The sequence below is a fragment of the Streptomyces sp. NPDC001890 genome, assembly GCF_042891445.1.
Taxonomy (GTDB): Bacteria; Actinomycetota; Actinomycetes; order Streptomycetales; family Streptomycetaceae; genus Streptomyces.
Window position 1 is genome coordinate 210,151 of record NZ_JBIATE010000003.1, and the last position, 26,253, is coordinate 236,403.

Below are 26,253 nucleotides of genomic sequence, written 5' to 3' on the forward strand. Positions count from 1 at the left end.
GGGCGAGCGAGCAACAGCAGGAGGCGGTTCCGGTGAAGATCCGGGTGGAGCGCGATGTACTCGCGGAGGCTGTGGCCTGGGTGGCCCGTAGCCTCCCGGCCCGTCCGCCGGCGCCCGTTCTTGCGGGCCTTCTGCTGAAGGCTGAGGACGGCGCCCTCAGCTTCTCCAGCTTCGACTACGAGGTCTCGGCCCGGGTCTCGGTGGACGCCGAGGTCGAGGAGGACGGCACGGTGCTGGTCTCCGGCCGGCTCCTCGCCGACATCTGCCGCGCCCTGCCCAACCGGCCGGTGGAGATTTCCACAGACGGTGTACGGGCGACCGTGGTCTGCGGCTCCTCGCGATTCACACTCCACACCCTTCCTGTGGAGGAGTACCCGGCACTTCCCGAGATGCCGACCGCGACCGGCACGGTCCCCGGCGAGGTCTTCGCCTCGGCCGCCGCCCAGGTCGCCATCGCCGCGGGCCGCGACGACACGCTGCCGGTGCTGACCGGTGTGCGGATCGAGATCGAGGGCGACACCGTCACCCTGGCCTCGACCGACCGCTACCGCTTCGCGGTCCGCGAGTTCCTCTGGAAGCCGGAGAACCCGGACGCCTCCGCCGTCGCCCTGGTGCCCGCCAAGACGCTGCTGGACACCGCCAAGGCCCTGACCAGCGGTGACACGGTGACCCTGGCGCTCTCCGGCTCGGGTGCCGGTGAGGGCCTGATCGGTTTCGAGGGGGCCGGCCGTCGTACGACCACGCGACTGCTCGAAGGCGATCTGCCGAAGTACCGCACGCTCTTCCCCACCGAGTTCAACTCGGTCGCGGTCATCGAGACGGCGCCGTTCGTCGAGGCAGTCAAGCGTGTGGCCCTCGTCGCCGAGCGCAACACCCCGGTGCGGCTCAGCTTCGAGCAGGGCGTGCTGATCCTGGAGGCCGGTTCCAGCGACGACGCACAGGCTGTGGAGCGGGTCGACGCGGTGCTGGAGGGCGACGACATCTCGATCGCCTTCAACCCGACCTTCCTGCTGGACGGGCTGAGCGCGATCGACTCCCCGGTCGCCCAGCTCTCGTTCACGACGTCCACCAAGCCCGCGCTGCTCAGCGGCCGCCCGGCCGTGGACGCCGAGGCGGACGACGCGTACAAGTACCTGATCATGCCGGTCCGCCTCTCCGGCTGATCCGGTCATCGGTCCTGTCACGGCGGTTCCCGACGGGCACGCTCGGCGCCGAGCATGCCCGTCGCTCCGTCCCCGGCCGGGCGTAGGCTCGTCCTCGGGTACGAATCGGCACAACGCTTAAGGAATCTCTGATGGAGCTCGGTCTCGTCGGCCTCGGCAAGATGGGCGGCAACATGCGCGAGCGCATCCGCCGCGCAGGCCACACCGTCATCGGTTACGACCGCAACCCGGACGTCTCCGATGTCCACAGCCTCGAAGAGCTTGTGGGCAAGCTGAAGGGCCCCCGGGTCGTCTGGGTGATGGTTCCGGCCGGTGCCCCGACCCAGGCCACGATCGACGAGCTCGCCGGCCTCCTCTCGCCCGGCGACATCGTCGTGGACGGCGGGAACTCCCGCTGGACCGACGACGAGAAGCACGCGGTCGAGCTGGGCATCAAGGGCATCGGCTTCGTGGACTGCGGCGTCTCCGGCGGCGTCTGGGGCCTGGAGAACGGCTACGCGCTGATGTACGGCGGCGACGCCGAGAACGTGGCGAAGGTCCAGCCGGTCTTCGACGCGCTGAAGCCCGAGGGCGACTTCGGTTCCGTCCACGCGGGCAAGGTCGGCGCCGGCCACTTCGCGAAGATGGTCCACAACGGCATCGAGTACGCCATGATGCAGGCCTACGCCGAGGGCTGGGAGCTCCTGGAGAAGGTCGACTCCGTCACCGATGTGCGCGAGGTCTTCCGTTCCTGGCAGGAGGGCACGGTCATCCGTTCCTGGCTGCTCGACCTGGCGGTCAACGCGCTGGACGACGACGAGCACCTCGACAAGCTCCGCGGCTACGCCGCCGACTCCGGCGAGGGCCGGTGGACGGTGGAGGCCGCGATCGACAACGCGGTGCCGCTGCCCGCGATCACCGCGTCGCTCTTCGCGCGTTTCGCCTCGCGCCAGGAGGACTCCCCGCAGATGAAGATGATCGCCGCGCTGCGCAACCAGTTCGGTGGCCACGCGGTCGAGAACAAGAAGTAACCGCAACGGGAAGCGGGCCGGTCCAAGGCGTCCGGTCCGCTCCACGAAGCACGGAGCAGGAAGCCGGGAAGGTCGGCGTACACCATGCATGTCACGCATCTCTCGCTGGCCGACTTCCGCTCGTACGCCCGGGTCGAGGTGCCTCTCGACCCGGGCGTCACCGCTTTCGTGGGGGCCAACGGCCAGGGCAAGACGAATCTGGTCGAAGCGGTCGGCTATCTCGCGACGCTCGGCAGCCACCGGGTCTCCTCCGATGCGCCGCTGGTGCGGATGGGCGCGGAGCGGGCCGTCATCCGGGCTGCCGTGACCCAGGGGGAGCGTTCGCAGCTGATCGAGCTGGAGCTCAATCCCGGCAAGGCCAACCGAGCACGTATCAATAGATCGTCGCAGGTCAGGCCCCGTGACGTGCTGGGGATAGTGCGTACGGTGCTGTTCGCACCGGAGGACCTGTCGCTGGTCAAGGGGGATCCCGGGGAGCGTCGGCGCTTCCTCGACGAGCTGATCACGGCCCGTTCGCCGCGGATGGCGGGGGTGCGCTCGGACTACGAGCGGGTGCTGAAGCAGCGCAACACCCTGCTGAAGTCGGCGGCGATGGCGCGCCGGCACGGTGGCCGGTCGATGGACCTGTCCACGCTCGACGTGTGGGACCAGCACCTGGGCCGGGTGGGCGCGGAGCTGCTGGCGCAGCGGCTGGATCTGATCGCCACCCTGCAGCCGCTGGCGGACAAGGCGTACGGGGATGTCGCGCCGGGCGGCGGCCCGCTGGCGCTGGAGTACCGCAGCTCGGTCGGGGCGGGCGTGGAGCCCGCGCGTACCCGCGAGGAGCTGTACGAGCAGCTGATCGCCGCCCTGGCGGATGTCCGCAAGCAGGAGATCGAGCGGGGCGTGACGCTGGTCGGACCGCACCGCGACGATCTGCTGCTCGGGCTTCGGGGCATGCCGGCCAAGGGGTACGCGAGCCATGGCGAGTCCTGGTCGTACGCGTTGGCGCTGCGGCTGGCCTCGTACGACCTGCTGCGCAGCGAGGGCAATGAGCCGGTGCTGGTCCTCGACGACGTCTTCGCGGAGCTGGACGCGCGGCGCCGGGAACGGCTGGCGGAGCTGGTGGCCCCGGCCGAGCAGGTGCTGGTGACGGCCGCGGTGGACGACGACGTCCCGGGGGTGCTGGCGGGGACCCGGTTCGCGGTGTCCGCGGGCGAGGTGGAGCGGCTGTGAGCGGCCGCGGCGAGGGATCCGGGGAGCCGTCGCAGGAGCGTTCCGGCGGGGGCGGGGCTCCGGAGCCCTCGGGCGTCGACCTGGCGCGGGTGGCCCTGCGTGCGGCGAAGGAGCAGGCGCGGGCGCGTGGCGCGGCCGCCCAGCAGAAGAAGCAGGCCAGGCGGGGCGGCGGGCTGCGCTCGGGCGCGCGGGCGGACGGTCGCGATCCGCTTCCGCTGGGTTCCGCGATCAACCGTCTGATCACCGAGCGCGGCTGGGAGACCCCGGCGGCGGTGGGCGGGGTCATGGGGCGCTGGCCGCAGATCGTGGGTGAAGATCTGGCCAAACATTGTGTGCCGCTGCGGTACGACGAGGATCCGGACGAGCGGGTGCTGACGGTGCAGTGCGACTCGACGGCGTGGGCGACGCAGCTGCGGCTGCTGGCGCCTCAGCTGGTGGCCCGGCTGAACGCGGACCTGGGGCAGGGCACGGTCAGGTTGATCAAGGTGCTGGGGCCCGGTGGCCCGCAGCGCAGGTTCGGTCCGCTGCGGGCGCCGGGGAGTACCGGACCCGGCGATACATACGGCTGACCTGGTCTTTTCTCATTTTCTACCGGCAGCCGAGCTGTGCTGGGTCGTTCCGCGGATCCCGCTCCCGGCTCTGCCGCGGGCCCGTGCTGTCCGCGCGGGGCGGCTGTCCTCCGGGTCCATGCAGTGCGGTCCGCAGTGGTCGAAACCACGCGGCGAGAGTGGGTCGTCCCTCACGGTAGCGAGAGGTTGACAGGCCGAAGCGCTCAAGGCCGGTGTGAGCCCCCTGAGGGCCCTTCCTGAATATGGGGAGTCGTCAGCCGCTCATTCAGGGCGGCACATGCGTACTCAGGTACCGGCAAACCCCCATTCATGTCAGCGCTACCGGTAGACTGGTGGACAATCCCGCATCGTCGCGGGAGTCGTCGATACAAGCCGAACGACGCAGCCGCTCCCGTTTGCCCGGAGAACGGCCTGTGCTGTGCCAGAAAGGGCGCTTCGTGGCCGATTCCGGCAACCCCAACGAGAACATTCCGTCCACACCCGGTGAGAGCGCCGAGGCTGTCGCCGCGGGCGAGTCAGCCGGCAGCGGCGAGGCCACGGCTTCGTACGACGCCAGCGCGATCACCGTCCTCGAGGGTCTGGACGCGGTCCGCAAGCGACCTGGCATGTACATCGGTTCCACCGGTGAGCGCGGCCTCCACCACCTCGTGCAGGAGGTCGTGGACAACTCGGTCGACGAGGCGATGGCCGGGCACGCGGACACGATCGACGTCACGATTCTCGCCGACGGCGGGGTCCGCGTCGTCGACAACGGCCGTGGCATCCCGGTCGGCATCGTGCCGTCGGAGAAGAAGCCCGCGGTCGAGGTCGTGCTGACGGTGCTGCACGCCGGCGGCAAGTTCGGCGGCGGCGGCTACGCCGTCTCCGGCGGTCTGCACGGTGTCGGTGTCTCCGTGGTCAACGCCCTGTCCTCGCGGGTCTCGGTCGAGGTCCGGACGGACGGCTACCGCTGGACCCAGGACTACAAGCTCGGTGTGCCCACCGCTCCGCTGGCCCGCAACGAGGCCACCGAGGAGACGGGGACGTCCGTCACCTTCTGGGCCGACGGGGACATCTTCGAGACGACCGAGTACTCCTTCGAGACCCTGTCGCGCCGCTTCCAGGAGATGGCGTTCCTCAACAAGGGTCTGACGATCAAGCTCACCGACGAGCGCGAGTCGGCGAAGGCGACGCTGGGCGCGGAGGTCGCCGAGGTGGCCGAGGTCGCCGAGGCGGAGCAGGCCCGCACGGTCACGTACCACTACGAGGGCGGCATCGTCGACTTCGTGAAGTACCTGAACTCCCGCAAGGGCGATGTCATCCACCAGTCGGTGATCGACATCGAGGCCGAGGACAAGGAGCGCCTCCTCTCGGCCGAGATCGCCATGCAGTGGAACACGCAGTACAGCGAGGGCGTCTACTCCTTCGCGAACACGATCCACACGCACGAGGGCGGTACGCACGAGGAAGGCTTCCGCGCCGCGCTGACCACGCTGGTCAACAAGTACGCGCGCGAGAAGAAGCTGCTGCGCGAGAAGGACGACAACCTCACGGGTGACGACATCCGCGAGGGTCTGACGGCGATCATCTCGGTGAAGCTGGGCGAGCCGCAGTTCGAGGGCCAGACGAAGACCAAGCTGGGCAACACGGAGGCGAAGACCTTCGTCCAGAAGGTCGTCCACGAGCAGCTCACGGACTGGTTCGACCGCAATCCGAACGAAGCGGCCGACATCATCCGCAAGGGCATTTCGGCGGCCACGGCGCGGGTCGCGGCCCGCAAGGCGCGCGATCTGACCCGTCGCAAGGGGCTCCTGGAGAGCGCCTCGCTGCCGGGCAAGCTGAGCGACTGCCAGTCCAACGACCCGACGAAGTGCGAGATCTTCATCGTCGAGGGTGACTCCGCCGGTGGTTCGGCGAAGTCCGGCCGCAACCCGATGTACCAGGCGATCCTGCCGATCCGCGGCAAGATCCTGAACGTCGAGAAGGCCCGGGTCGACAAGATCCTGCAGAACACCGAGGTCCAGGCACTGATTTCGGCCTTCGGCACCGGGGTCCACGAGGACTTCGACATCGAGAAGCTGCGCTATCACAAGATCATCCTGATGGCGGACGCCGACGTCGACGGCCAGCACATCAACACCCTGCTGCTGACGTTCCTCTTCCGCTTCATGCGTCCGCTGGTCGAGGCCGGGCACGTCTACCTCTCCCGCCCGCCGCTCTACAAGATCAAGTGGGGCCGGGACGACTTCGAGTACGCGTACTCGGACCGCGAGCGCGACGCCCTGGTCGAGCTGGGCAAGCAGAACGGCAAGCGGATCAAGGAAGACTCGATCCAGCGCTTCAAGGGTCTCGGCGAGATGAACGCCGAGGAGCTGCGCGTCACCACGATGGACGTCGACCACCGGGTCCTCGGCCAGGTCACGCTGGACGACGCGGCGCAGGCCGACGACCTCTTCTCGGTGCTGATGGGCGAGGACGTCGAGGCGCGGCGCTCGTTCATCCAGCGCAACGCCAAGGACGTCCGCTTCCTCGACATCTGAGTCGGCCGTACCAGCAAGACGCCGCCCGAAAGGACTTTGACCAGCAATGGCCGACGAGAACACCCCTGTGACACCTGAAGAGGAGCCCGCCGCCGCGGTGGGCATGCGTGTCGAGCCCGTGGGGCTCGAAACGGAGATGCAGCGCTCCTACCTCGACTACGCGATGTCCGTCATCGTCTCGCGTGCGCTGCCGGACGTACGGGACGGTCTCAAGCCCGTCCACCGCCGGGTGCTGTACGCGATGTACGACGGCGGCTACCGGCCCGAGAAGGGCTTCTACAAGTGCGCCCGTGTCGTCGGTGACGTCATGGGTACGTACCACCCGCACGGTGACTCGTCGATCTACGACGCCCTGGTGCGTCTGGCGCAGCCGTGGTCGATGCGCATGCCGCTGGTGGACTCCAACGGCAACTTCGGTTCCCCGGGCAACGACCCGGCCGCCGCCATGCGGTACACCGAGTGCAAGATGATGCCGCTGTCCATGGAGATGGTCCGGGACATCGACGAGGAGACCGTCGACTTCCAGGACAACTACGACGGCCGCAACCAGGAGCCGACGGTCCTGCCGGCGCGCTTCCCGAACCTGCTGGTCAACGGTTCGGCGGGGATCGCGGTCGGCATGGCGACCAACATCCCGCCGCACAACCTGCGCGAGGTCGCCGCCGGTGCGCAGTGGTACCTGGAACACCCGGAGGCCTCGCAGGAGGAGCTCCTGGACGCGCTGATCGAGCGGATCAAGGGCCCGGACTTCCCGACCGGCGCGCTCGTCGTGGGCCGCAAGGGCATCGAGGAGGCGTACCGCACCGGCCGTGGCTCGATCACGATGCGCGCGGTCGTCGCGGTCGAGGAGATCCAGAACCGGCAGTGCCTGGTCGTCACGGAGCTTCCGTACCAGACCAACCCCGACAACCTGGCCCAGAAGATCGCCGACCTGGTGAAGGACGGCAAGATCGGCGGGATCGCGGACGTCCGCGACGAGACCTCGTCGCGCACCGGTCAGCGCCTGGTCGTCGTGCTGAAGCGGGACGCGGTCGCCAAGGTCGTACTGAACAACCTGTACAAGCACACCGACCTCCAGACCAACTTCGGCGCCAACATGCTGGCGCTGGTCGACGGGGTGCCGCGCACCCTCTCGATCGACGCGTTCATCCGGCACTGGGTGACGCACCAGATCGAGGTCATCGTCCGGCGTACGAAGTTCCGGCTTCGCAAGGCGGAGGAGCGGGCGCACATCCTGCGCGGCCTGCTCAAGGCGCTGGACGCGATCGACGAGGTCATCGCGCTCATCCGGCGCAGCCAGACGGTCGAGGTGGCGCGCGAGGGCCTGATGGGCCTGCTGGAGATCGACGAGATCCAGGCGAACGCGATCCTGGAGATGCAGCTGCGCCGACTGGCCGCGCTGGAGCACCAGAAGATCACGGCCGAGCACGACGAGCTCCAGGCGAAGATCAACGAGTACAACGCGATCCTGGTGTCGCCGGAGCGGCAGCGGAAGATCGTCAGCGAGGAGCTGGCGGCGATCGTCGAGAAGTTCGGCGACGACCGGCGCTCCAAGCTGGTGCCCTTCGACGGTGACATGTCCATCGAGGACCTGATCGCCGAGGAGGACATCGTCGTCACGATCACGCGCGGCGGCTATGTGAAGCGCACCAAGACGGACGACTACCGCTCGCAGAAGCGCGGCGGCAAGGGCGTGCGCGGCACGAAGCTCAAGGAAGACGACATCGTCGACCACTTCTTCGTGTCGACGACCCACCACTGGCTGCTGTTCTTCACGAACAAGGGCCGGGTGTACCGGGCGAAGGCGTACGAGCTCCCGGACGCCGGCCGCGACGCCCGCGGCCAGCACGTCGCCAACCTGCTGGCCTTCCAGCCGGACGAGCAGATCGCCCAGATCCTGGCGATCCGCGACTACGAGGCCGCGCCGTATCTGATCCTGGCCACGAAGGGCGGTCTGGTGAAGAAGACCGCGCTGAAGGACTACGACTCGCCGCGTTCCGGCGGTGTCATCGCGATCAACCTGCGCGAGATGGCGGACGGCGCCGAGGGCACCGCCGACGAGCTGATCGGTGCGGAGCTGGTTTCGGCCGAGGACGATCTGCTGCTCATCAGCAAGAAGGCCCAGTCGATCAGGTTCACCGCGACGGACGACGCGCTGCGCCCGATGGGCCGTGCCACCTCGGGCGTCAAGGGCATGAGCTTCCGCGAGGGCGACGAACTGCTCTCGATGAATGTTGTCCGGCCGGGTACGTTCGTGTTCACTGCCACCGACGGCGGGTACGCGAAGCGGACCCCCGTCGACGAGTACCGGGTTCAGGGCCGTGGCGGTCTGGGCATCAAGGCTGCCAAGATCGTCGAGGACCGGGGCTCGCTGGTCGGCGCGCTGGTGGTCGAGGAGACGGACGAGATCCTCGCCATCACGCTCGGCGGTGGTGTGATTCGCACGCGAGTCAATGAAGTCAGGGAGACGGGCCGTGACACCATGGGCGTCCAACTGATCAATCTGGGCAAGCGCGATGCCGTCGTCGGTATTGCCCGTAACGCCGAAGCCGGTCGTGAGGCCGAAGAGGTCGAGGGGTCCGAGGACTCCGAGGCCGCGACGGCGGAGGGTGCCGAGAGCACGGTCGAGGGCAATGTCGAAGGCACGTCGCCTTCGGCCGGGGAGCACGAGGAGTAGAGCGTGAGTGGAGCCACGGGCGCCGGTTCGGCCGCTTCCGGAGCAGGAGCGAACGGTGCCCGTGGCCCTGCCACGGACTCCCAAGGGGGCATTGTGACGGATACCCGGGGGCCTCAGCCCCAGTACGAGGGCTATGCGACCGGGCCGTTGCCGGGTGAGCGCGAGCCCGCGCCTGGACCGAGCGGGCCGTACCACCCGCCGCAGGCGTACCCCTCGCCCGCGGGCGGGACCCAGGGCGGCCGGTCGCACGGCACGCAGGGCGCCGGCGCCGCGCAGGCGGCCCGGCGGCCGCGGACGGGGGCGCGGACGACTCCGCGTACCCGCAAGGCGCGGCTGCGGGTGGCCAAGGCCGATCCGTGGTCGGTGATGAAGGTCAGCTTCCTGCTCTCCATCGCGCTCGGCATCTGCACGGTGGTGGCGTCCGCGGTGCTGTGGATGGTGATGGACGCGATGGGCGTCTTCTCCACCGTGGGCGGCACGATCAGCGAGGCCACCGGCTCGAACGAGGGCAACGGCTTCGATCTCCAGTCGTTCCTGTCGCTGCCGAGGGTTCTCATCTTCACCTCGGTCATCGCGGTGATCGACGTCGTCCTGGCGACCGCCCTGGCGACGCTGGGCTCCTTCATCTACAACTTGTCGGCGGGATTCGTGGGCGGTATCGAGCTCACGCTGGCCGAGGACGAGTAGAGCGCCGGGTATCGATTTTGGGACTGGCCCCGACGTGCGCTAATCTTCAGAAGTCAGCGCAGCAGCGCAGCGCGGCGGGGCTATAGCTCAGTTGGTTAGAGCGCATCCCTGATAAGGATGAGGCCACAGGTTCAAATCCTGTTAGCCCCACAGCAACGAAGGCCCCTCACCGGAAACGGTGGGGGGCCTTCGGCGTTGCGGCTGAATCGTGGCGGCGGACGGGCCCGGCGGTCGTCGGGATCGGTGCGGCCGGCTGCGAGGCCGGTCACAAGGCCGAGCGGTCGCTGCCGTTGCCCGCGTTGCTGCCGGCGTTGTTGTCGTCGTCGCTGCCGTCGCTGCCGGCGTTGTTGTCGCTGTCGTTGCTTCGAGCGGACCGTGATCGTGCATCTGATCCGCCGCCATGTGCCGCGGGCCGCCCTCGTGTTCGTCACGGGAGCCGGAGTCGGCGGCGGCCTCGGTGCCGGTGCCGGTGCCGGTGTCGGTGCCGGTGCCGGATTCGGTGGCCGGGAAGGCCGCTGGAAGGCACGGAGAAGCCCCCGTCCGGTGTGAACCGGCCCGGGGGCTCTGTACGTCAGCGGAGCGGCTCTCAGGGCGGCAGCAGGGACGCGTCCCCCGCCGGGGCGCCGTGGGCGGTGCGGGCGGCGTTCCTGGTCTCCGTGGCGCCCGTGGCGTCGACGGACATATGACGGGTGGCGGGCGAGGAGCCGTGTGCCTCGGCGCGGATGCGCTGCTTCATCGTGGGTGGCAGCGCCCGGTCACGCGGAAGGGTCCATCGCACCGACGGGGTGGTCGCGGTTGCCGCGGTCGCACCCGGGTGCTTCTGGTTCGTGGTGGTCGGCTCCGGGGTGCTCTGCTCCGTGGCCGCCGCCGGGGTGCTCATGAATCCCAGCGTGGCGAGCAGTGCGAAGAGTGCGGTGACGAAGGCGGTCCAGATGTTCTTGGGCTTGACGGTGCTCATGGCCCCTCGCTTTCGGGTGGTCCGGTTTGCTTACCTTTCTGATGATGTGGATCTGGCTCGCGATTTCATGGACCGACGCCACCGATGCGCCGATCTTCGGATGAACACCACTCGTATGGTTCAACCAAAGTGGACGGGCTTATGCGGGGGCTGTGGATCGGGCTGTGGATCGGGCCGCGGACCAGGCCGCGGACCCGGTCGTGGAACAGGGTCGGGTCTCCCGGGCGGAGCGGCCTTCGGATGATCGCTTTTCCCCGGGCGCCAGTTGGGTTGCGGGCAGGTCACCGGTTGATATCGGCCGGTGTGTATAGTCGGGCGGCAGAAGTCCCCTACGTCAAGGAAAGACGAGGTCGCGCGGTGAAGAAGCTTCTCCTGGTCGCACTGGCCGCCATCGGCGGGCTCCTCGTGTACCGCCAGATCCAGGCGGATCGCGCCGAGCAGGATCTGTGGACGGAGGCGACTGACTCCGTGCCCGCAGGTTCGGGTGTGTGAGACAGAACAGCCTGATTGCGGGCCCCGGTCGCTGAGCGGCCGGGGCTTCGTGCTGTTGCGGGACCGTGACACCTGTGCTGTTGAGTTCACCCGAGCAAATCAATACGTTGCGTGAGCAAAACGATCGGGTGGGTCGAGGGGCACGGGTGAAGGAACGGGAGCACTGCCGGACGGCGGTCGCCCCTGAAGAAGGGCGTCACGCCCGAGCGGTCGCAGCCGGAGTACGGCAAGGGCGGCGAGGACGCCGTGCTGCCGTCCGGGGACCCGCGCGACGTACGGGGCGGCACCGGCTTCAACGATGCCGAGGAGATCGGCCCGGGTGTGTGGCGCGACCGCATCCTTCCGGCGCAGACCCTCTGGTACGAGGTCCCGGCCGACTGGGGCCGGCAGGTGCGCCACGACGTGGAGTTCGCGAACGGGCCCACGGTGGAGCGGGGCGCCTCCATCACCTACTCGTACGGGGCGACGCAGCTGTTCATGCCCGCCCGGTTCCCGCTCGCCGGGGGCGGCGAGTTCAGCCCGACGACCCTGTACGGCGGGCGCCCGGCGGCGTGGGCCGCGGACATCGCGCGGAACCCGCAGGTCGGCGTGGTGCTGCGGGTGTCGGTCCTCGGCGACGAGCTGGTCGGCCCGCAGCGCAACGCTCCCGTCGCAGCCAAGAAGGCGGACAAGAAGGGCAATCCGATCACCGCCGGAGACAGCGGCGGTACGGGCGGGGCAGGATGGACCGGCATTGCGGCCGCTGCCGGGGCGGGCGCCGTGGTGGTGGTGATCGCAGGGCTCGTGTTCGTACGCGGGCGTCGCGGGCGGGCCGCACAGACGACGAGGGGGAGCGCGTGATGAGGCAGCGCAACAGGGGGCGGGTGGCGCTGGCCGCGGTCGCGGCGATGTGCGCGGCGACGCTGCCGGGGCAGGCGTACGCGGCCGGGGAGCCCGCCGCGTACACCTTCGATCCCGGGGCGAAGAAGATCGACGGTGCGGAGGCCAGCACCGATGCGTCGGCGCTGACGCCGGGATCGGTCTACCGGAGCTCGATCAAGCCCGGTCAGAAGCTCTACTACCGCCTGAATCTCGATGCGAAGACGAACGGGTACGTCTCGGCGGTGGCCGTGCCCAGGGGCGACGGCCAGGTCGCCTACGGGGACGGGATCACGGTCAGCGTCCGCGACAGCACGGACCTGCAGTGCAGCTCGGAGGACGCGCGGTTCGAGTCGGCGGAGTTCCCGCGCCCGATCGCGGCGTACGCCTACCGGACCGTGCAGAAGGACAGCAGCACCTGCCAGGAGGCCGGCACGTACAACGTTCTGATCGAGCGGGAGAGCAAGGAGACCTCCGCCTCCGACGAGTGGGACCTGGAGCTGCGTTACGAGTCGGAGCCGCAGCTGAAGTCGGCCGGTTCGATGCCGACCGACGCGCCGGAGAGCTGGCCGTCGGCCTCGCCCACGCCGCCCACCACCGCCCCGAAGAAACGGTCGGGCGGCACCAGCTACTACGACGCGACGGGGCTGGACACCGGCGAGTGGAAGCAGGAGGGCGGCATCAAGCCGGGACAGACCCTCTTCTACCGGGTGCCGGTGGACTGGGGACAACAGGTCTTCGCCACCGCCAGCCTGAGCAACAGCAACGCCTCGGACGAATACATCGGCAGCGTGCTCGCGCTGTCCCTGGACAACCCGGCGCACGGCCATGTCGACTCCGCGACGCCGCTCTCGTACTCCGGCAAGCCCACGTCCGTCTCGCTGGACCCGCTGCCTCCGGTGGCCTACGAGAACCGGTACGACTCCAACAGCAGCGTCAGCGCCATGCGGTTCGCCGGCTGGTACTACCTGTCGGTGACGCTCAGCCCGGCGATGGCGAAGGCGTACGGAAAGGGCGGGATTCCGCTGACCCTCACGGTGAAGGTCGAGGGAGAGGCCGGGCAGTCGCCGTACGCGGGGGACGCCGGGGCCTTCTCGGTCACGCAGGACGACAGGGACGACGCGCGGGACGGCAAGAGCGCTCAGCAGGCCGTCAAGAGCGGCCGGATGGCGATGGTCGGAGTGGCCGGGATCGGCACGGGTTCGGTGCTGGTCCTCGGGCTCGGGGTGTGGACGCTGCTGGCCCGGCGCCGCGCTGTCACCGCCCCGGTCGCCCCGGCGGTCCCGGCCGACGCCGGTCAGCCGTACGGGAGTCCGCCGCGGACCTGGTAGCCGTACGACCGCCGGCCCCGGTCCCCCTCTGGCGGGGACCGGGGCCGGCGTCCCGGGCTCAGCTCTGGGTCAGCGCCCAGATGCCCACCGCGAAACAGAGCAACGCCACCAGCAGCACCGGGACCGCCACCTTCGGGGACGGTCCCGGACGCCTCTGCGGGGTGTGCGCCGGAGCGGGCGCCGGTGCGTGCGCCTGCGCCGCTGGCTGCGGCTGAGGCTGCGCCTGCGGCTGTCCGACGGTGTACGCACGGGTGAGCGCCGGTTCGTGCTGCACGGCGGCCGTGGGCGCCTGAGAGAGCTCCGGGGCGGAAGTGGCGTACGGGGACGCCGCCTGCGCCGGGAGCGGGGTGTGCGGCGTGACCGGATGCGCCTGCTGGGGCGGTGGTGTGGGCTGCTGCGGAGGCGGCGGGAGGTGGAAGCTGCCCGTCTCCGACATCGGGACCGGCGGCGGGGCGTAGGGCTGCTGGGCGGCCTGCGCGTGCTGGGGCTGTTGGGCTTGTTGGGCCTGCTGTTCCGGTTGGGTGGAGGCCGGGACCGGTCCGTCGGGGCCGAAACCTTCGGGCAGCGGACCGATTTGGTCGAAGACCTCGACCGGCTCGTCCTCGGCCCCGGGCTCCGGCAGCATCTCGACCGCGGCCGTCAGCGCCTTGCGTGCACCCGTGGCCGTACGGAACCGGGCCTGCGGATCCGGCTGCAACAGCCCCGCGAGGACCTGCCACAACGGCTCGGGAATCCCCTCCGGGGCGGACGGCGTGCCGTACGAGGCGAAGTGCTCGACGAGCGCCTGCGCGTCGGGCTTCCTGCCCTGGAGCAGATACAGCGCGACAAGACCGACCGCGAACAGGTCCGCGGGGAAATCGGGTTCCGCGCCCATCATTTGCTCGGGTGCGAAGTAACCCGGCGTACCCACCACATAGTTGGTCTCGGTGAGGCGCGGCTCTCCCTTGCGCATGGAGATGCCGAAGTCGGACAGCCGCAGATGCGGCCGTCCGGTACCGGTCGCCTCCATCAGGATGTTGGCCGGCTTGATGTCCCGGTGCACGACGCCCTCCGCATGCACCGTGGACAGCCCGGACAGCAGCTGGTCGAGGAGTGTGCAGACGAACCGGGGCGGCAGCGGTCCGTAGTCGCCTATGACATGCGCCAGCGAACCGCCGCTCACCAGATCCATGGTGAACAGGACCTTGTCGTCGTCCGCCGCCCAGCTGGCCGGGGCGAGCACATGCGGATGCTCGATCCGCAGCGCCTGCTCGCGGACGAAGCGCAGCAGCGTGTGTGCGTCGCTCTGCTGGAGGACCTTGGCCGCCACATAGCGGCGGCGCCGGTGGTCCCAGGCCCGCCAGACGGCGCCGACCCCACCACGTCCGATCGGATCGATCAGTTCGTACCGACCGGCGAAGACCTCACCCATTGCGCTGTGCCCGCTCCCAGTTCCTGTTTCGACCCATGGCCGGCTTCTCGGGGACTAGCTCTGGTGTCCCTCGTAGTGCGCCACCGCTTCCGCGGTCCGCCCGGCGCCGTACACCCTGAGGAACTCTGCCAGTTCGGGGTGGGTCGGGGCGAGGGAGTCGGCGGCATCGATGATGTCACCGGCGGCCGCGACCGACCGCATCAGCGACTGGATCTCGCGGACCACGCGCCGGACGGTGGGGGCACCGCCGGTCTGGGAGGTCTGGCCGGTGCCGGTGAGGACGGAGCCGCCCTGGGACTTCTTGATCTCTTCCATGCGGTCGGTGGCCTCGCCCGCGCTGACGCTGCCGTCCGCGACCTGACCGGCCAGCTCCTGGAGCGCCTGGACCCGCTGGACGACCGCGGGGTTGCCGATCTTCGCCCGCTGGCCGCTCATCAGCTGGGAGAGCATGGGGGCGGACAGCCCGAGGACGGCGGCGAGCCTGGCCTGGTTCAGGCCGAGATCATCGATCAGGCGGCGGAAGAGCGCACCGAGAGGCTCTCCGTACCAACTGCGCTGAAGCTCTCTGGCTCTGGCCGTTGCCTCTTGCTGCGCTGCGTCCATGGCGTCTCCCCTTCGCTGCGGCTTCGCTGCTGCGAACCTTGTCGAGCATCCTACGGAGAGTGGTCGCCGACCGGGAGCCCCCATATTTTTGCAGCTTTCCGGGGTGTACCCGGTACTGTTGTCCGCAGCGGTGGCCAGGACGCGGAGTCGTCCGGGGCTGCCCGTTGTTCGGGGCCTTAGCTCAGTTGGTAGAGCGCTGCCTTTGCAAGGCAGATGTCAGGAGTTCGAATCTCCTAGGCTCCACCTGATAAATGCCCTCCGATCTGCTGAAACGCAGATCGGAGGGCATTTTCTCGTCTGTCGGGGATGTGTCGGGGATGTGTCCGTGCGGACGTATCGGCCTGGTTCGGGTGCCGGCTCAGCGGCGGTCGTCCGGGCCGGTGCCGTTCGGGCCTTCCGAGCCGTCCTCCTCCTCGGCCTGCCTGGCCCGGACCTCGGGGTCGGGCGAGCTCGGGCCGCTGCCGTCGACCGAGGTCAGCGGTGCGCGGTCGGAGACCTCCGTGGCGGCGGGCGGTTCGACCAGCCAGTCGGGGTTGGCCTGCTTGTCCCACCACCGCCAGACGGCATAGGCGGCGCCTGCTACGAGGCCGGCCACGACGAGGCCCTTGAACAGCCGGCCGGCCCGCGCCCGTCGCTCGTGCTTCCGGGCCAGCCGCTGGATCTCCTCGACCGTGACCTGGCCTCGCAGCGCGGCCAGTGCGGCGGCGCTGCGGGCCGTGGCCTCCTCGGCCACCGGCTGGGCGACGGCCATCGCGTGCTCGACGCGCGGCACCGTGTAGTCCGCGGCGGTCCGGGCCGCCTGGCGGGTGCGGCGTGCGGCCCGCCGGCCGACCTCGTCGACCTTGGGCGGCACATGGGTCAGGGCGAGTTCGATACGTGGTGCCAGATGCGCGTCGTACTGGACGCGGGCCTGCTGGGCCGCCTTGGACACCTTCGGCGCGAGCCGCGTGCGGGCCTCGTGCGCGAGATGTGCGGCCTGGTCCTTGGCCGTGTCGGCGTAGGGCGCCACCACTTCCGCGGCGTGCTGCACGCTGTCCTTCGCCGAGTCGGTTGCGGCGCGCACGCTGTCGATGCGGGTCACGGGATCCTCCTCCTTGGTGGCGGGTAGACACTCCGCCTTTCCACCCATTTCGAGATCATGCCTGCCGGATTCCTGTCTGGCATGCGGGGCGGGCATCCGGGTCATTCAGGTCATGAGTGACGCCTTGGGTAATGCGGTGCAAAGGGAGCTTGTCGATGACAATGCCACGGTTCATCCCGGATCGCGCCGCTTCGTCACGCACTTGGCCGCATTTGCTGCGGCGGGCCGTGGGTGGTGGGCCGCCGCGTGCGGAATGGGGCAGGAAGGTGAGCGTCACGTGCCCGCCGGTCGCGGCCGGGCGCCGGAACGTACGGGCCGTGCGAGGATCGGTGGACGTCACCGAAGACCCAGCGTCACCGAAGAAGACTCAACGTCACCGAAGACTTACGGAAGGCAGATCGTGGCTGAGCAGCTTTACGCCACCTTGAAGACCAACCAGGGCGACATCGAGATCCGGCTCCTGCCGAACCATGCGCCCAAGACGGTCAAGAACTTCGTCGAGCTCGCCCAGGGTGAGCGCGAGTGGGTGCACCCCGAGACCGGTAAGAAGTCGACGGACAAGCTGTACGACGGCACCGTTTTCCACCGTGTCATCAGCGGCTTCATGATCCAGGGCGGCGACCCGCTCGGCAACGGCACCGGTGGCCCGGGGTACGAGTTCGCGGACGAGTTCCACCCCGACCTCGCCTTCACCAAGCCGTACCTGCTGGCCATGGCCAACGCCGGCCCGGGCACCAACGGCTCGCAGTTCTTCGTCACCGTTTCGCCGACCGCCTGGCTGACCGGCAAGCACACCATCTTCGGCGAGGTCGCCGACGAGGCCAGCAAGAAGGTCGTGGACGCCATCGCCGCCACCCCGACCAACGCCCGCACCGACCGCCCGGTGCAGGACGTCGTGATCGAGTCGGTCGTCATCGAGACCCGTTGATCACCTGTGGTCATCGGCTGATCACACACCGATGATCCATTCGGGAACCAACCGCCCTGCCCGTCCGTACTGATACATAGCGGACGAGCAGGGCGGCGTCGTGCGTGCCGTGCCCGTCATGACCAGGACCGAAGGGACCGGGAAGCGATGGGACCGATGGACCAGCAGCCGCCGGGAGGCGGTGACCAGTCCGCCGCCGCGGACGGCTCGCTCAGCTGCTACCGCCACCCCGGTCGCGAGGCGAACATCCGCTGCACCCGCTGCGAGCGCCCGATCTGCCCCGAGTGCATGATCGACGCCTCGGTCGGCTTCCAGTGCCCGGACTGCGTACGCCAGGGTTCCGGCACGGGTGCGCGTACGGGGTCGGGTTCGGGGCACGGACCGGCCGCCGGAAGGCCGCGCACCGTCGCGGGAGGCGCCATCACGGCCGATCCCCGTCTCATCACCAAGATCCTGCTCGCCGTCAATGTCGCCGTGTACCTCGCGGTGCTGGCGAGGGGCACCGCGCTGGTGGACGAGCTGATGCTGTTCGGCCGGGCCCCGACCCACTACGGCGGTCCGCTCGAAGGTGTCGCGGCGGGCCAGTGGTACCGACTGGTGACATCGATGTTCCTGCACCAGGAGGTCTGGCACATCGCGTTCAACATGCTGGGGCTGTGGTGGCTCGGCGGGCCGCTGGAAGCGGCGCTCGGCCGCGCCCGCTACCTCACGCTGTACATGGTCTCCGGCCTGGCCGGCAGCGCTCTCACCTACTGGCTCTCCGCGCCCGAGCAGGGTTCGCTCGGAGCCTCCGGGGCGATCTTCGGACTGCTGGGCGCCACCGCCGTGCTCATGCGCCGGCTCAACTACGACATGCGCCCGGTCTTCGCACTGCTCGCGGTGAACCTGGTCATCACCTTCAACCCCTGGGGCGGGATCGCCTGGCAGGCGCATGTCGGCGGTCTGGTCGCGGGCACGCTGATGGCGATCGGCATGGTGCACGCACCCCGTGAGCGGCGTGCGCTGGTGCAGTACGGCACCTGCGCCCTGGTGCTGGCGGCCGTGATCCTCATCGTCATCGCAAGAACGGCCGCGCTCACCTGAGCGCTCATCGTCCCCGGGGTGCTTGTCCACAGCCGTGGTTGTCCACAGCGGGTACCGGATCTTGTGCATTCTGTGGGAACAGCTGTGCCCCTTGTCGCTGAGCTGGGTTTTTCCAGCAGGGACAAGGGGCGTGCCGCTCCCCGATGGGGGAGACTGCAGTCACATCGGCGTCAACAGTCGGCAAGTTATCCACAGATCGTCTGACCTTTTCCCCCGCCTGTGGATAACGCTGTGGGTAACTCGGGGCAAGGGTTGCGGGACAGGGCCCTGCTGTGCAGCGGGCAGAGTTCCGCTGTGCGGCTACGAGCGCTGCGGTGCTGCCTTCGCCGCGGGTGCCCGTTCTGCTGCGGGGGCTACTTCCACTGCGTGGAGACGCCGAAGCCGCCGGCGATGAAGCCGAAGCCGACGACGATGTTCCAGTTCCCCAGGTCCTTGATCGGCAGATCGCCGTCGGTCACGTAGAAGACGACGATCCAGGCCAGACCGATCAGGAAGAGCGCCAGCATCACGGGCGCCACCCAGCTGCGGCTGGTCAGCTTTATGTTGGTTGCCTGCTTCGCCGGAGGGGGCGTGAAGTCGGCCTTCTTGCGGATACGTGACTTCGGCACGAGGAACTCTCCTGTCGATGCGCTGCGTGACCGCGCAGGGAACTTTGGCTGGCGCCGGGGCGGAGCCCGAGGGGAATGCTGCCTCCCTCAGGCGTCCGTTAGCGTAGTGCTTCCCTGGCTTCGAAGGAGATAAGGGTACGTTGAGCAATTCTGCCGACTCCCCCCAAGGGCCGGTCCGGCGTACCTTCCGGAACCCGGCCCGCATGCTCACCGCTGCCGTCTTCGCCCTCGCCGGACTGATCTTCGTCACCAGCGCCAACACGGCCAAGGGCACCAACATCCGCACCGATTCCTCGCTGCTGAAGCTTTCCGATCTCATCCAGCAGCGCAGCAACAAGAACGCCCAGCTGGACGAGGCCACCGCGGCCGTGCGCGACGACATCGACGCCCTCGTCGGGCGGGACGACGGCAGCACCAAGGCGGAGGAAGCCCGGCTCAAGGAGCTGGAGCGGGCCGCGGGCACCACGAAGCTCACCGGCCGCTCGGTGTCCGTCACCCTCAACGACGCCCCGCCCAACGCCACCGCCAACCCCGGCTACCCCGACCCGCAACCCAATGACCTGGTCATCCACCAGCAGGACCTCCAGGCCGTCGTCAACGCCCTCTGGCAGGGCGGCGCCCGGGGCATCCAGGTCATGGACCAGCGGCTGATCTCCACCAGCGCGGTGCGCTGCGTCGGCAACACCCTGATCCTCCAGGGCCGGGTCTACTCCCCGCCGTACAAGATCACCGCGGTCGGTGACCCGGGCAAGCTCAAGCAGGCGCTCAACGACTCCCCGGCGATCAGCAACTACCTGCTGTACGTGAAGGCGTACGGGCTCGGCTGGAAAGTCGACGAGCACGAGGCGGTGACTCTTCCCGGCTACTCGGGCACAGTGGACCTCCACTATGCGGAGCCCGTGGAGTAGCGAGCGGCTGTGGGGAGGCCGGCCAGTTGTCGGTGCGACTGATCGTCAGGACGTTCAGCGAACTCTGCATCACCGTCGGAGCCCTGATCGTGCTCTTTGTGGTGTACGTGCTGTTCTGGACCGGGGTGAAGGCAGCCGACGCGACCGAGGGGCAGATCGACGCCCTGCACAGCCGGTGGGCGCAGGGGCCGGTTTCCGCGCCCGCGCCACAGCCATCCCCGGCGCCGGGGACGTCCAGGACGCCGAAGGAGTCTCCCGCCCCCGCCGCGTACCGGGACGGCAAGCCGTTCGCGATGATGTACATACCCCGTTTCGGCAAGGGCTGGGAGTGGCCCGTCCTGGAGAACACCGCGGTCAGAACCTTGCAGAAGGGCCTCGGTCATTACTCGGGGACCGCCCGCCTCGGCGCGACGGGCAATTTCGCGGTGGCCGGACACCGCCGTACGTACGGGGACCCGTTCAAGGACTTCCCGGAACTGCGTCCGGGCGACGCGGTGGTGCTGACCGACGGGACGACGTGGTTCACGTACCGCGTCGACAAGCCGCCCTACCGGACCGTGCCGAGCGACATCGGGGTCATCGACCCGGTTCCCCGCAAGTCCGGCTTCGACGGGCCCGGCCGCTATCTGACGCTGACCACCTGCGAACCCGAGTGGGGCAGCAGCCACCGGCTGATCGCCTGGGCCCATCTCGATGCCACCCGGCCCGTGTCCGAAGGCGAGCCGGCAGCTTTCCACAGCTGACCCACGCTCCGGCCCCGGCCCTTTAGTCTGGTCTCGTACCGAATGGAGGGGACAACATGTACGGCTGGATCTGGCGGCATCTGCCGGGCAACGCATGGGTGCGTGCGCTCATCTCGCTCGTGTTGGTACTGGCCGTTGTCTACGCGCTTTTCCAGTACGTCTTCCCCTGGGCGGAGCCGCTGCTTCCGTTCGGTGACGTGACGGTCGACGGCTCGACCGGGACGGAGGGCGGCCAGTGAGTGCCCGCATCCTCGTCGTGGACAACTACGACAGCTTTGTCTTCAACCTCGTCCAGTACCTCTACCAGCTCGGCGCCGAATGCGAAGTGCTGCGCAACGACGAGGTGACCACGGCACACGCCCAGGACGGCTTCGACGGCGTCCTGCTGTCGCCCGGTCCCGGCACCCCGGAGCAGGCGGGCGTCTGCGTCGAGATGGTGCGCCACTGCGCGGCTACGGGCGTCCCGGTCTTCGGGGTCTGCCTGGGGATGCAGTCGATGGCGGTGGCGTACGGCGGCGTGGTGGACCGCGCCCCGGAGCTGCTGCACGGCAAGACCTCGCAGGTGAGCCATGAGGGCGTGGGGGTCTTCGCCGGCCTGCCGTCCCCCTTCACCGCGACCCGCTACCACTCGCTCGCCGCCGAACCGGACACTGTCCCGGCGGAGTTGGAGGTGACGGCGCGGACGGCCGACGGGATCATCATGGGGCTGCGCCACCGTGACCTGCCGGTGGAGGGCGTGCAGTTCCATCCGGAGTCGGTGCTGACCGAGCACGGGCACCTGATGCTGGCCAACTGGCTGGCGCAGTGCGGCGACACGGGAGCCGTCGCGAGGTCGGCGGGGCTCGCGCCGGTGGTGGGCAAGGCCGTCGCGTGACCGAGCTCCGCCCCGAGCACGACGCCGATCAGGACGGCCCGTACGAGCAAGGTGTGTACGGGGCCGCAGGCGCGTTCGAGGCGGCGGTCGACCGGCTGGCGGATCCGTTGAACGATCCGCTGCCGCACTCCTCACCGTGGTTCAGGGCGAGCAGTGGCCCGGACGGGTCGGCCGAGGCACCGGCGGCGGGGCGGGGACAGCACCGCGCCCCGGACCTGCCGGCACAGCCGCAACCCGGGGCGGACCGGTCACAGGCGGCACACGGGGCGCAGGGGCACCAGGGCGCTCCGCAGGAGTGGTACGACCCCGAGGGGTTCGAACGGGACTGGTACGGGCAGCAGACGGCCGTACCGGCGCCCGCACCGACACCGGCACCCATACCTGCACCCGTGCCGACGCCCATGCCGGGGCCTGTTCCGGAGCAACCCGCTTCGGAACAGTTGACGCAGCCTCTCGCCGTTCCCTTCCCGGTCCATGACGAGACGATCGGCCTACGGACGGCCGACACCCGCCGCCCGGCCGGCCACGCGGCGCCGCCCCGGCGGCCGGGACCGGGTTCCGATCCCGCGAGCGACGCGGAGAGCTTCGAGAACCCCGCGTCGGGCCTCGCGTCGGGCCTCGTGCCAGACTCCGCGACAGATCTTGCGACAGACCTTGCGTCGGGCCCTTCTTCGGTCCCTGCCGGGGACTTCGACGCCTCCGCTGCGGAGCCGCGCACCGGGGGCCGCGCCGAGCGCCGCCGCGCCGCCGCCGCCAAAGGGCGGGGCCGCCGCCGTGCCGATCAGCGGCCGGAGGCCGCGGCGACGGCCGCCACGCAGTCCGACAAGCCGATGTCGCGCGTGGAGGCCCGGCGTGCGGCACGTGCGGCCAAGGACAGCCCGGCCGTGGTGGCCAGCCGCGTCACCGGCGAGCTGTTCATCACGCTCGGCGTGCTGATGCTGCTGTTCGTCACCTATCAGCTGTGGTGGACGAATGTGCGCGCCGACCTGTACGCGGGCAAGGAGACACACAAGATCCAGGACGACTGGGCGAAGGGCGACCGCAACCCCGGCGTGTTCGAACCGGGGCAGGGGTTCGCCATCATCCACATCCCCAAGCTGGATGTCGTCGCTCCGATCGCCGAGGGCATCAGCAAGGAGAAGGTCCTCGACCGGGGCATGGTCGGCCATTACAGCGAGGGCACGCTCCGCACCGCGATGCCCTCGGCCAAGCGGGGCAACTTCTCCCTCGCCGGTCACCGCAACACGCACGGCGAGCCGTTCCGCTACATCAACCGGCTGAACCCCGGCGACCTGATCGTGGTCGAGACGCAGGACGCGTACTACACGTACGAGACGGCCAGGACGCTGCCGCAGACGTCGCCGTCCAACATCTCGGTGATCGATCCGGTGCCGCGCGGTTCCGGGTTCGACGGGCCGGGCCGGTACATCACTCTGACGACCTGTACGCCGGAATTCACGAGTACGTACCGTTTGATCGTCTGGGGCAAGATGGTCGACGAACGACCGCGCAGCGAGGGGAAGCCCGACGCGCTCGTGGGCTGAATCATCATCACGACAGGGACGGGTGCGGTGACAGCGAGGACCGAGCACGAAGAGCGAACCGGTGAGTCCGCGCCCCCACCCCGGCGCGGGGGCCGCCATCCCGTCGCGACCGCGGTCAGCGTCTTCGGCGAACTCCTGATCACCGCGGGCCTGGTGCTCGGACTCTTCGTCGCCTACTCGCTCTGGTGGACGAACGTGCTCGCCGACCGCGAGGCCACCAAGCAGGGCCACACCGTCCGCGACCGCTGGGCGGGCGGACCGGGCGCGCTGGACACGAAGGACGGCATCGGCTTCCTGCACGTCCCGTCGATGAAGAACGGCGAGGTGCTGGTCAAGAAGGGCACCGACACCGAGAACCTCAACAACGGCATCGCGGGCTACTACACGGATCCGGTGAAGTCGGCTCTCCCGTGGGACGAGAAGGGCAACTTCACCCTGGCCGCCCACCGCGACGGGCACGGTGCCAAGTTCCACAACATCGACAAGGTGAAGACCGGGGACGCGGTCGTCTTCGAGACCAGGGACACCTGGTACGTCTACAAGGTCTTCAAGGAGCTTCCCGAGACGTCGAAGTACAACGTCGACGTGTTGCAGGCGGTGCCGAAGGGCTCGGGAGCGAAGAAGCCCGGCCGCTACATCACGCTGACGACCTGCACGCCGGTCTACACGTCGAAGTACCGCTACATCGTCTGGGGCGAGCTGGTGCGTACGGAGAAGGTGGACAAGGACCGTACGAAGCCGGCGGAGCTGCGCCGCTGACCGGATGCCGCGCTGACCGGATGCCCCGCCGCGCGGGCGTGTCCGACGACCACGACGAAGGGCCCCGGCCGCCTCATGGCGGGACCGGGGCCCTTCGTCGTGGTGTGTCCGGGTCAGTCCTGTCTGCCGGACGGGCCGCCGAAGATGTTGCCGTCTCCGCCGCCCGGCATGGTCTGGACGTTGACCATGCTGTTCTTGTCGACCTGCTGGCCGGCGTTGGGCTGGAAGGTGAAGACCTTCGCCTTGTCGTCGTTCGGCCCCTGTACCTGGCCGAGCTGCAGACCCGCCGCGGCGAGCAGGGCCTTCGCCTCCCCGAGGGTCTTGCCCTGGAGATCGGGAACCGCGGTCTTCTCAGGCTGCTGCGGGCCCTTGGAGACCGTCAGCACGATCTGGGCGCTCAGCGGCTGCGCCGAGTCGGGCTGCGGCGTCTGGCTGATCACCTGGTTCGCCGGCTTCTCCGAATCGACGTCGGTCCTGGAGATGTTGGTGAAACCAAGGCCGTTGAGCTGGGCCACGGCGGCGTTGTAGTCCCGGTCGGCGACGTTCGGCACCTTCTGGGTGGCCTGCTTGGCGACCGTGATCGTGACTTCGGAGTTCTTCTCGGCCTTCGAGTTGCCCTCGGGATCCTGCTTGATGACCGTACCGGCGGTCTTCTCGGACTCGACCGCGGTGACGTTCACCGTGAAGCCCTTGGCTTCGAGGTCCTTGCGGGCCGTCGCCTCGGTCTTCTCCACGACGTCCGGGACATCGACCTTGCGTGCCCCGGTGGAGACGACGACCGTGATGGTGTCGTTCTTCGCCATCTGGTTGTCGGGGGTCGGGGTCTGGCTGCAGATCTTGCCCTTGGGCTGTTCCTCGCACGGTTCGCGCGAGCCGATCTTCAGGACGATCTCAGCGTTCGCCGCGAGTTTCTCCGCTTCCTTCACCGTCGAGCCGACCATGTTCGGGGCATCGAACTTGTCGCCGCCGCTGTTGCGGTCGCTGAACACCGCCTGGCCGATCAGGATCGCGCCGATCAGCACCAGGACACCCGCGACGATCAGCAGGATCGTCGAGGTGTTGCTCTTCTTCTGGCGGCGGCGGTCCGGGCGGTCGTCGTAGCCGTAGCCGCCGTCGTCCGGATTGACCGGGGGCAGCATGGACGTGGGCGCGCCGTTCTGGTCCGCGGCGCGCAGCGCGGTGGTCGGCTGGTCGTTGCCGTATCCGCCGTAACCGGCCACCCCCATTGCCGCGGTGGCGGCGACCGGCTGGCCGTCGAGGCACGCCTCGATGTCGGCGCGCATCTCGTCGGCCGACTGATAGCGGTAGTCGGGGTCCTTGACCAGGGCCTTCAACACGATCGCGTCCATCTCGGGCGTGATCTCGGGGTCGAAGTTGCTGGGCTTCTGCGGCTCTTCCCGTACGTGCTGGTAGGCGACCGCGACCGGTGAGTCGCCGATGAAGGGCGGCCGTACCGTCAGCAGCTCGTAGAGCAGGCAGCCGGTCGAGTAGAGGTCGGAGCGCGCGTCGACCTGCTCGCCCTTGGCCTGCTCCGGGGAGAGGTACTGGGCGGTGCCGATGACGGCGGCGGTCTGGGTCATCGTCATTCCGGAGTCGCCCATGGCGCGGGCGATGCCGAAGTCCATGACCTTGACCTGGCCGGTGCGCGTCAGCATGACGTTCGCCGGCTTGATGTCGCGGTGGACGATGCCGGCGCGGTGCGAGTACTCCAGCGCCTGGAGGATGCCGACGGTCATTTCGAGGGTGCGCTCGGGCAGCAGCTTGCGGCCGGAGTGCAGGAGCTCTCTGAGTGTCGACCCGTCGACGTACTCCATCACGATGTACGGGATGGAGACCCCGTCGACGTAGTCCTCGCCGGTGTCGTAGACAGCGACGATCGCCGGATGGTTGAGCGAGGCGGCGGACTGGGCCTCACGGCGGAACCGGGCCTGGAAGGACGGATCGCGGGCCAGATCGGCCCGGAGCGTCTTCACGGCTACGGTGCGGCCGAGCCGGGTGTCGTGTGCGAGGTAGACCTCGGCCATGCCACCACGGCCGAGCACCGAGCCCAGCTCGTACCGGCCGCCGAGGCGACGCGGCTCTTCCATAACAGTTCCAGCCCTCTCCGTCAGTCCCGACCGCACCGGTGTGTGGTCCGGCGGTGTGCTGCTCGCGCATACGCTACCGGCCGCGCACTACCTGATCGGCCCGGAGTCCGGACCTGATACCTGACCGGTATCCCGCTGCGCAGGT

At 69.2% G+C, this 26,253-nt stretch carries 24 protein-coding genes and 2 tRNA genes; 20 read left to right on the plus strand and 6 right to left on the minus strand.

The window, feature by feature from the left end; all coding sequences use genetic code 11:
- The first annotated feature begins 32 nt into the window (after positions 1-32).
- The 8 genes from dnaN (at position 33) to ACFYY1_RS12285 (ending at position 9,990) form a co-directional block, all read left to right on the plus strand.
- Entirely contained in the window at positions 33-1,163 is a 1,131-nt protein-coding gene (dnaN, locus tag ACFYY1_RS12250) for a DNA polymerase III subunit beta (RefSeq protein ID WP_072487582.1), read from the plus strand.
- 131 nt (positions 1,164-1,294) lie between these two features.
- Complete coding sequence (gene gnd, locus ACFYY1_RS12255) at positions 1,295-2,173, plus strand: phosphogluconate dehydrogenase (NAD(+)-dependent, decarboxylating) (protein WP_358946868.1); 879 nt, start codon at positions 1,295-1,297, stop codon at positions 2,171-2,173.
- A gap of 84 nt (positions 2,174-2,257) precedes the next feature.
- Positions 2,258-3,388, plus strand: a complete 1,131-nt coding sequence (gene recF, locus ACFYY1_RS12260) for a DNA replication/repair protein RecF (protein WP_388583759.1) — start codon at positions 2,258-2,260, stop codon at positions 3,386-3,388.
- Positions 3,385-3,957 (plus strand): DUF721 domain-containing protein, encoded by a 573-nt coding sequence (locus tag ACFYY1_RS12265; protein WP_388583761.1) that lies wholly within the window; start codon positions 3,385-3,387, stop codon positions 3,955-3,957. Before recF ends, ACFYY1_RS12265 begins: the two co-directional genes overlap by 4 nt.
- Positions 3,958-4,370: 413 nt before the next feature.
- Positions 4,371-6,476 carry a DNA topoisomerase (ATP-hydrolyzing) subunit B gene (gene gyrB, locus ACFYY1_RS12270; protein ID WP_388583763.1) on the plus strand — a complete coding sequence of 702 codons (2,106 nt, stop codon included), beginning with the start codon at positions 4,371-4,373 and terminating at the stop codon, positions 6,474-6,476.
- Positions 6,477-6,522: 46 nt separating this feature from the next.
- Complete coding sequence (gene gyrA / locus ACFYY1_RS12275) at positions 6,523-9,153, plus strand: DNA gyrase subunit A (RefSeq protein ID WP_388583765.1); 2,631 nt, start codon at positions 6,523-6,525, stop codon at positions 9,151-9,153.
- A 93-nt stretch (positions 9,154-9,246) separates the two neighbouring features.
- Complete coding sequence (locus ACFYY1_RS12280) at positions 9,247-9,840, plus strand: DUF3566 domain-containing protein (RefSeq protein WP_388583767.1); 594 nt, start codon at positions 9,247-9,249, stop codon at positions 9,838-9,840.
- Between the two features lie 76 nt (positions 9,841-9,916).
- Positions 9,917-9,990, plus strand: a tRNA-Ile gene (locus tag ACFYY1_RS12285).
- A gap of 436 nt (positions 9,991-10,426) precedes the next feature.
- Here ACFYY1_RS12285 and ACFYY1_RS12290 read toward each other — a convergent pair.
- Entirely contained in the window at positions 10,427-10,798 is a 372-nt protein-coding gene (locus ACFYY1_RS12290) for a DUF6344 domain-containing protein (protein ID WP_388583769.1), read from the minus strand.
- A 357-nt stretch (positions 10,799-11,155) separates the two neighbouring features.
- Between ACFYY1_RS12290 and ACFYY1_RS12295 the strand changes: the two genes are divergently transcribed.
- The 3 genes from ACFYY1_RS12295 (at position 11,156) to ACFYY1_RS12305 (ending at position 13,479) form a co-directional block, all read left to right on the plus strand.
- Complete coding sequence (locus tag ACFYY1_RS12295; RefSeq protein ID WP_003958712.1) at positions 11,156-11,290, plus strand: DLW-39 family protein; 135 nt, start codon at positions 11,156-11,158, stop codon at positions 11,288-11,290.
- Positions 11,291-11,536: 246 nt separating this feature from the next.
- Positions 11,537-12,130 carry a hypothetical protein gene (locus tag ACFYY1_RS12300; RefSeq protein WP_388583771.1) on the plus strand — a complete coding sequence of 198 codons (594 nt, stop codon included), beginning with the start codon at positions 11,537-11,539 and terminating at the stop codon, positions 12,128-12,130.
- Positions 12,130-13,479 (plus strand): hypothetical protein, encoded by a 1,350-nt coding sequence (locus tag ACFYY1_RS12305; protein WP_388583772.1) that lies wholly within the window; start codon positions 12,130-12,132, stop codon positions 13,477-13,479. The genes ACFYY1_RS12300 and ACFYY1_RS12305 overlap by 1 nt, the downstream gene beginning before the upstream one ends.
- A 58-nt stretch (positions 13,480-13,537) precedes the next feature.
- Here ACFYY1_RS12305 and ACFYY1_RS12310 read toward each other — a convergent pair whose 3' ends face one another.
- Complete coding sequence (locus ACFYY1_RS12310) at positions 13,538-14,890, minus strand: serine/threonine protein kinase (protein ID WP_388583774.1); 1,353 nt, start codon at positions 14,888-14,890, stop codon at positions 13,538-13,540.
- 54 nt (positions 14,891-14,944) lie between these two features.
- Positions 14,945-15,493: a DNA-binding protein gene (locus ACFYY1_RS12315; RefSeq protein ID WP_356081821.1), complete on the minus strand. Its 549-nt coding sequence runs from the start codon at positions 15,491-15,493 to the stop codon at positions 14,945-14,947.
- Positions 15,494-15,663: 170 nt separating this feature from the next.
- On the opposite strand from ACFYY1_RS12315, the gene ACFYY1_RS12320 reads away from it, so the two are divergent.
- Positions 15,664-15,736: transfer RNA gene (locus ACFYY1_RS12320), tRNA-Ala, on the plus strand.
- A 115-nt stretch (positions 15,737-15,851) separates the two neighbouring features.
- On the opposite strand, the gene ACFYY1_RS12325 is transcribed toward ACFYY1_RS12320, so the two are convergent.
- Positions 15,852-16,574: a DUF5324 family protein gene (locus tag ACFYY1_RS12325; RefSeq protein WP_388583776.1), complete on the minus strand. Its 723-nt coding sequence runs from the start codon at positions 16,572-16,574 to the stop codon at positions 15,852-15,854.
- A 400-nt stretch (positions 16,575-16,974) separates the two neighbouring features.
- Between ACFYY1_RS12325 and ACFYY1_RS12330 the strand changes: the two genes are divergently transcribed.
- Both ACFYY1_RS12330 and ACFYY1_RS12335 read left to right on the plus strand, forming a co-directional pair.
- On the plus strand, positions 16,975-17,502 hold the full coding sequence (locus ACFYY1_RS12330; protein WP_388583777.1) for a peptidylprolyl isomerase: 528 nt from the start codon (positions 16,975-16,977) through the stop codon (positions 17,500-17,502).
- Between the two features lie 156 nt (positions 17,503-17,658).
- Positions 17,659-18,585: a rhomboid family intramembrane serine protease gene (locus ACFYY1_RS12335; RefSeq protein ID WP_388584676.1), complete on the plus strand. Its 927-nt coding sequence runs from the start codon at positions 17,659-17,661 to the stop codon at positions 18,583-18,585.
- 353 nt (positions 18,586-18,938) lie between these two features.
- Here ACFYY1_RS12335 and crgA read toward each other — a convergent pair whose 3' ends face one another.
- Positions 18,939-19,193 carry a cell division protein CrgA gene (gene crgA / locus ACFYY1_RS12340; RefSeq protein ID WP_093548084.1) on the minus strand — a complete coding sequence of 85 codons (255 nt, stop codon included), beginning with the start codon at positions 19,191-19,193 and terminating at the stop codon, positions 18,939-18,941.
- 140 nt (positions 19,194-19,333) lie between these two features.
- On the opposite strand from crgA, the gene ACFYY1_RS12345 reads away from it, so the two are divergent.
- The 6 genes from ACFYY1_RS12345 (at position 19,334) to ACFYY1_RS12370 (ending at position 24,021) form a co-directional block, all read left to right on the plus strand.
- Positions 19,334-20,101, plus strand: coding sequence for a DUF881 domain-containing protein (locus ACFYY1_RS12345; RefSeq protein WP_388583779.1), 768 nt, complete (start codon positions 19,334-19,336; stop codon positions 20,099-20,101).
- Between the two features lie 26 nt (positions 20,102-20,127).
- Entirely contained in the window at positions 20,128-20,844 is a 717-nt protein-coding gene (locus tag ACFYY1_RS12350; protein ID WP_388583780.1) for a class E sortase, read from the plus strand.
- A 56-nt stretch (positions 20,845-20,900) separates the two neighbouring features.
- Positions 20,901-21,083: a hypothetical protein gene (locus tag ACFYY1_RS12355; protein WP_266914546.1), complete on the plus strand. Its 183-nt coding sequence runs from the start codon at positions 20,901-20,903 to the stop codon at positions 21,081-21,083.
- Entirely contained in the window at positions 21,080-21,718 is a 639-nt protein-coding gene (locus tag ACFYY1_RS12360) for an aminodeoxychorismate/anthranilate synthase component II (protein WP_388583783.1), read from the plus strand. The genes ACFYY1_RS12355 and ACFYY1_RS12360 overlap by 4 nt, the downstream gene beginning before the upstream one ends.
- Positions 21,719-21,933: 215 nt before the next feature.
- On the plus strand, positions 21,934-23,262 hold the full coding sequence (locus ACFYY1_RS12365) for a class E sortase (RefSeq protein WP_388584677.1): 1,329 nt from the start codon (positions 21,934-21,936) through the stop codon (positions 23,260-23,262).
- Positions 23,263-23,289: 27 nt separating this feature from the next.
- Positions 23,290-24,021, plus strand: coding sequence for a class E sortase (locus ACFYY1_RS12370; RefSeq protein WP_388583786.1), 732 nt, complete (start codon positions 23,290-23,292; stop codon positions 24,019-24,021).
- 113 nt (positions 24,022-24,134) lie between these two features.
- Here the strand turns inward: ACFYY1_RS12370 and pknB are convergent, their stop codons facing one another.
- Complete coding sequence (pknB, locus tag ACFYY1_RS12375; protein WP_388583788.1) at positions 24,135-26,108, minus strand: Stk1 family PASTA domain-containing Ser/Thr kinase; 1,974 nt, start codon at positions 26,106-26,108, stop codon at positions 24,135-24,137.
- Positions 26,109-26,253 lie beyond the last annotated feature (145 nt).

Bases quoted from the DNA above. Each gene is read 5' to 3' on its own strand.
- gnd (WP_358946868.1), top strand. From the start codon at position 1,295: ATGGAGCTCGGTCTCGTCGGCCTCGGCAAGATGGGCGGCAACATGCGC.
- recF (WP_388583759.1), top strand. From the start codon at position 2,258: ATGCATGTCACGCATCTCTCGCTGGCCGACTTCCGCTCGTACGCCCGG.
- gyrA (WP_388583765.1), top strand. From the start codon at position 6,523: ATGGCCGACGAGAACACCCCTGTGACACCTGAAGAGGAGCCCGCCGCC.
- ACFYY1_RS12290 (WP_388583769.1), bottom strand. From the start codon at position 10,798: ATGAGCACCGTCAAGCCCAAGAACATCTGGACCGCCTTCGTCACCGCA.
- ACFYY1_RS12305 (WP_388583772.1), top strand. From the start codon at position 12,130: ATGAGGCAGCGCAACAGGGGGCGGGTGGCGCTGGCCGCGGTCGCGGCG.
- ACFYY1_RS12310 (WP_388583774.1), bottom strand. From the start codon at position 14,890: ATGGGTGAGGTCTTCGCCGGTCGGTACGAACTGATCGATCCGATCGGA.
- ACFYY1_RS12315 (WP_356081821.1), bottom strand. From the start codon at position 15,493: ATGGACGCAGCGCAGCAAGAGGCAACGGCCAGAGCCAGAGAGCTTCAG.
- ACFYY1_RS12335 (WP_388584676.1), top strand. From the start codon at position 17,659: ATGGACCAGCAGCCGCCGGGAGGCGGTGACCAGTCCGCCGCCGCGGAC.
- ACFYY1_RS12355 (WP_266914546.1), top strand. From the start codon at position 20,901: ATGTACGGCTGGATCTGGCGGCATCTGCCGGGCAACGCATGGGTGCGT.
- pknB (WP_388583788.1), bottom strand. From the start codon at position 26,108: ATGGAAGAGCCGCGTCGCCTCGGCGGCCGGTACGAGCTGGGCTCGGTG.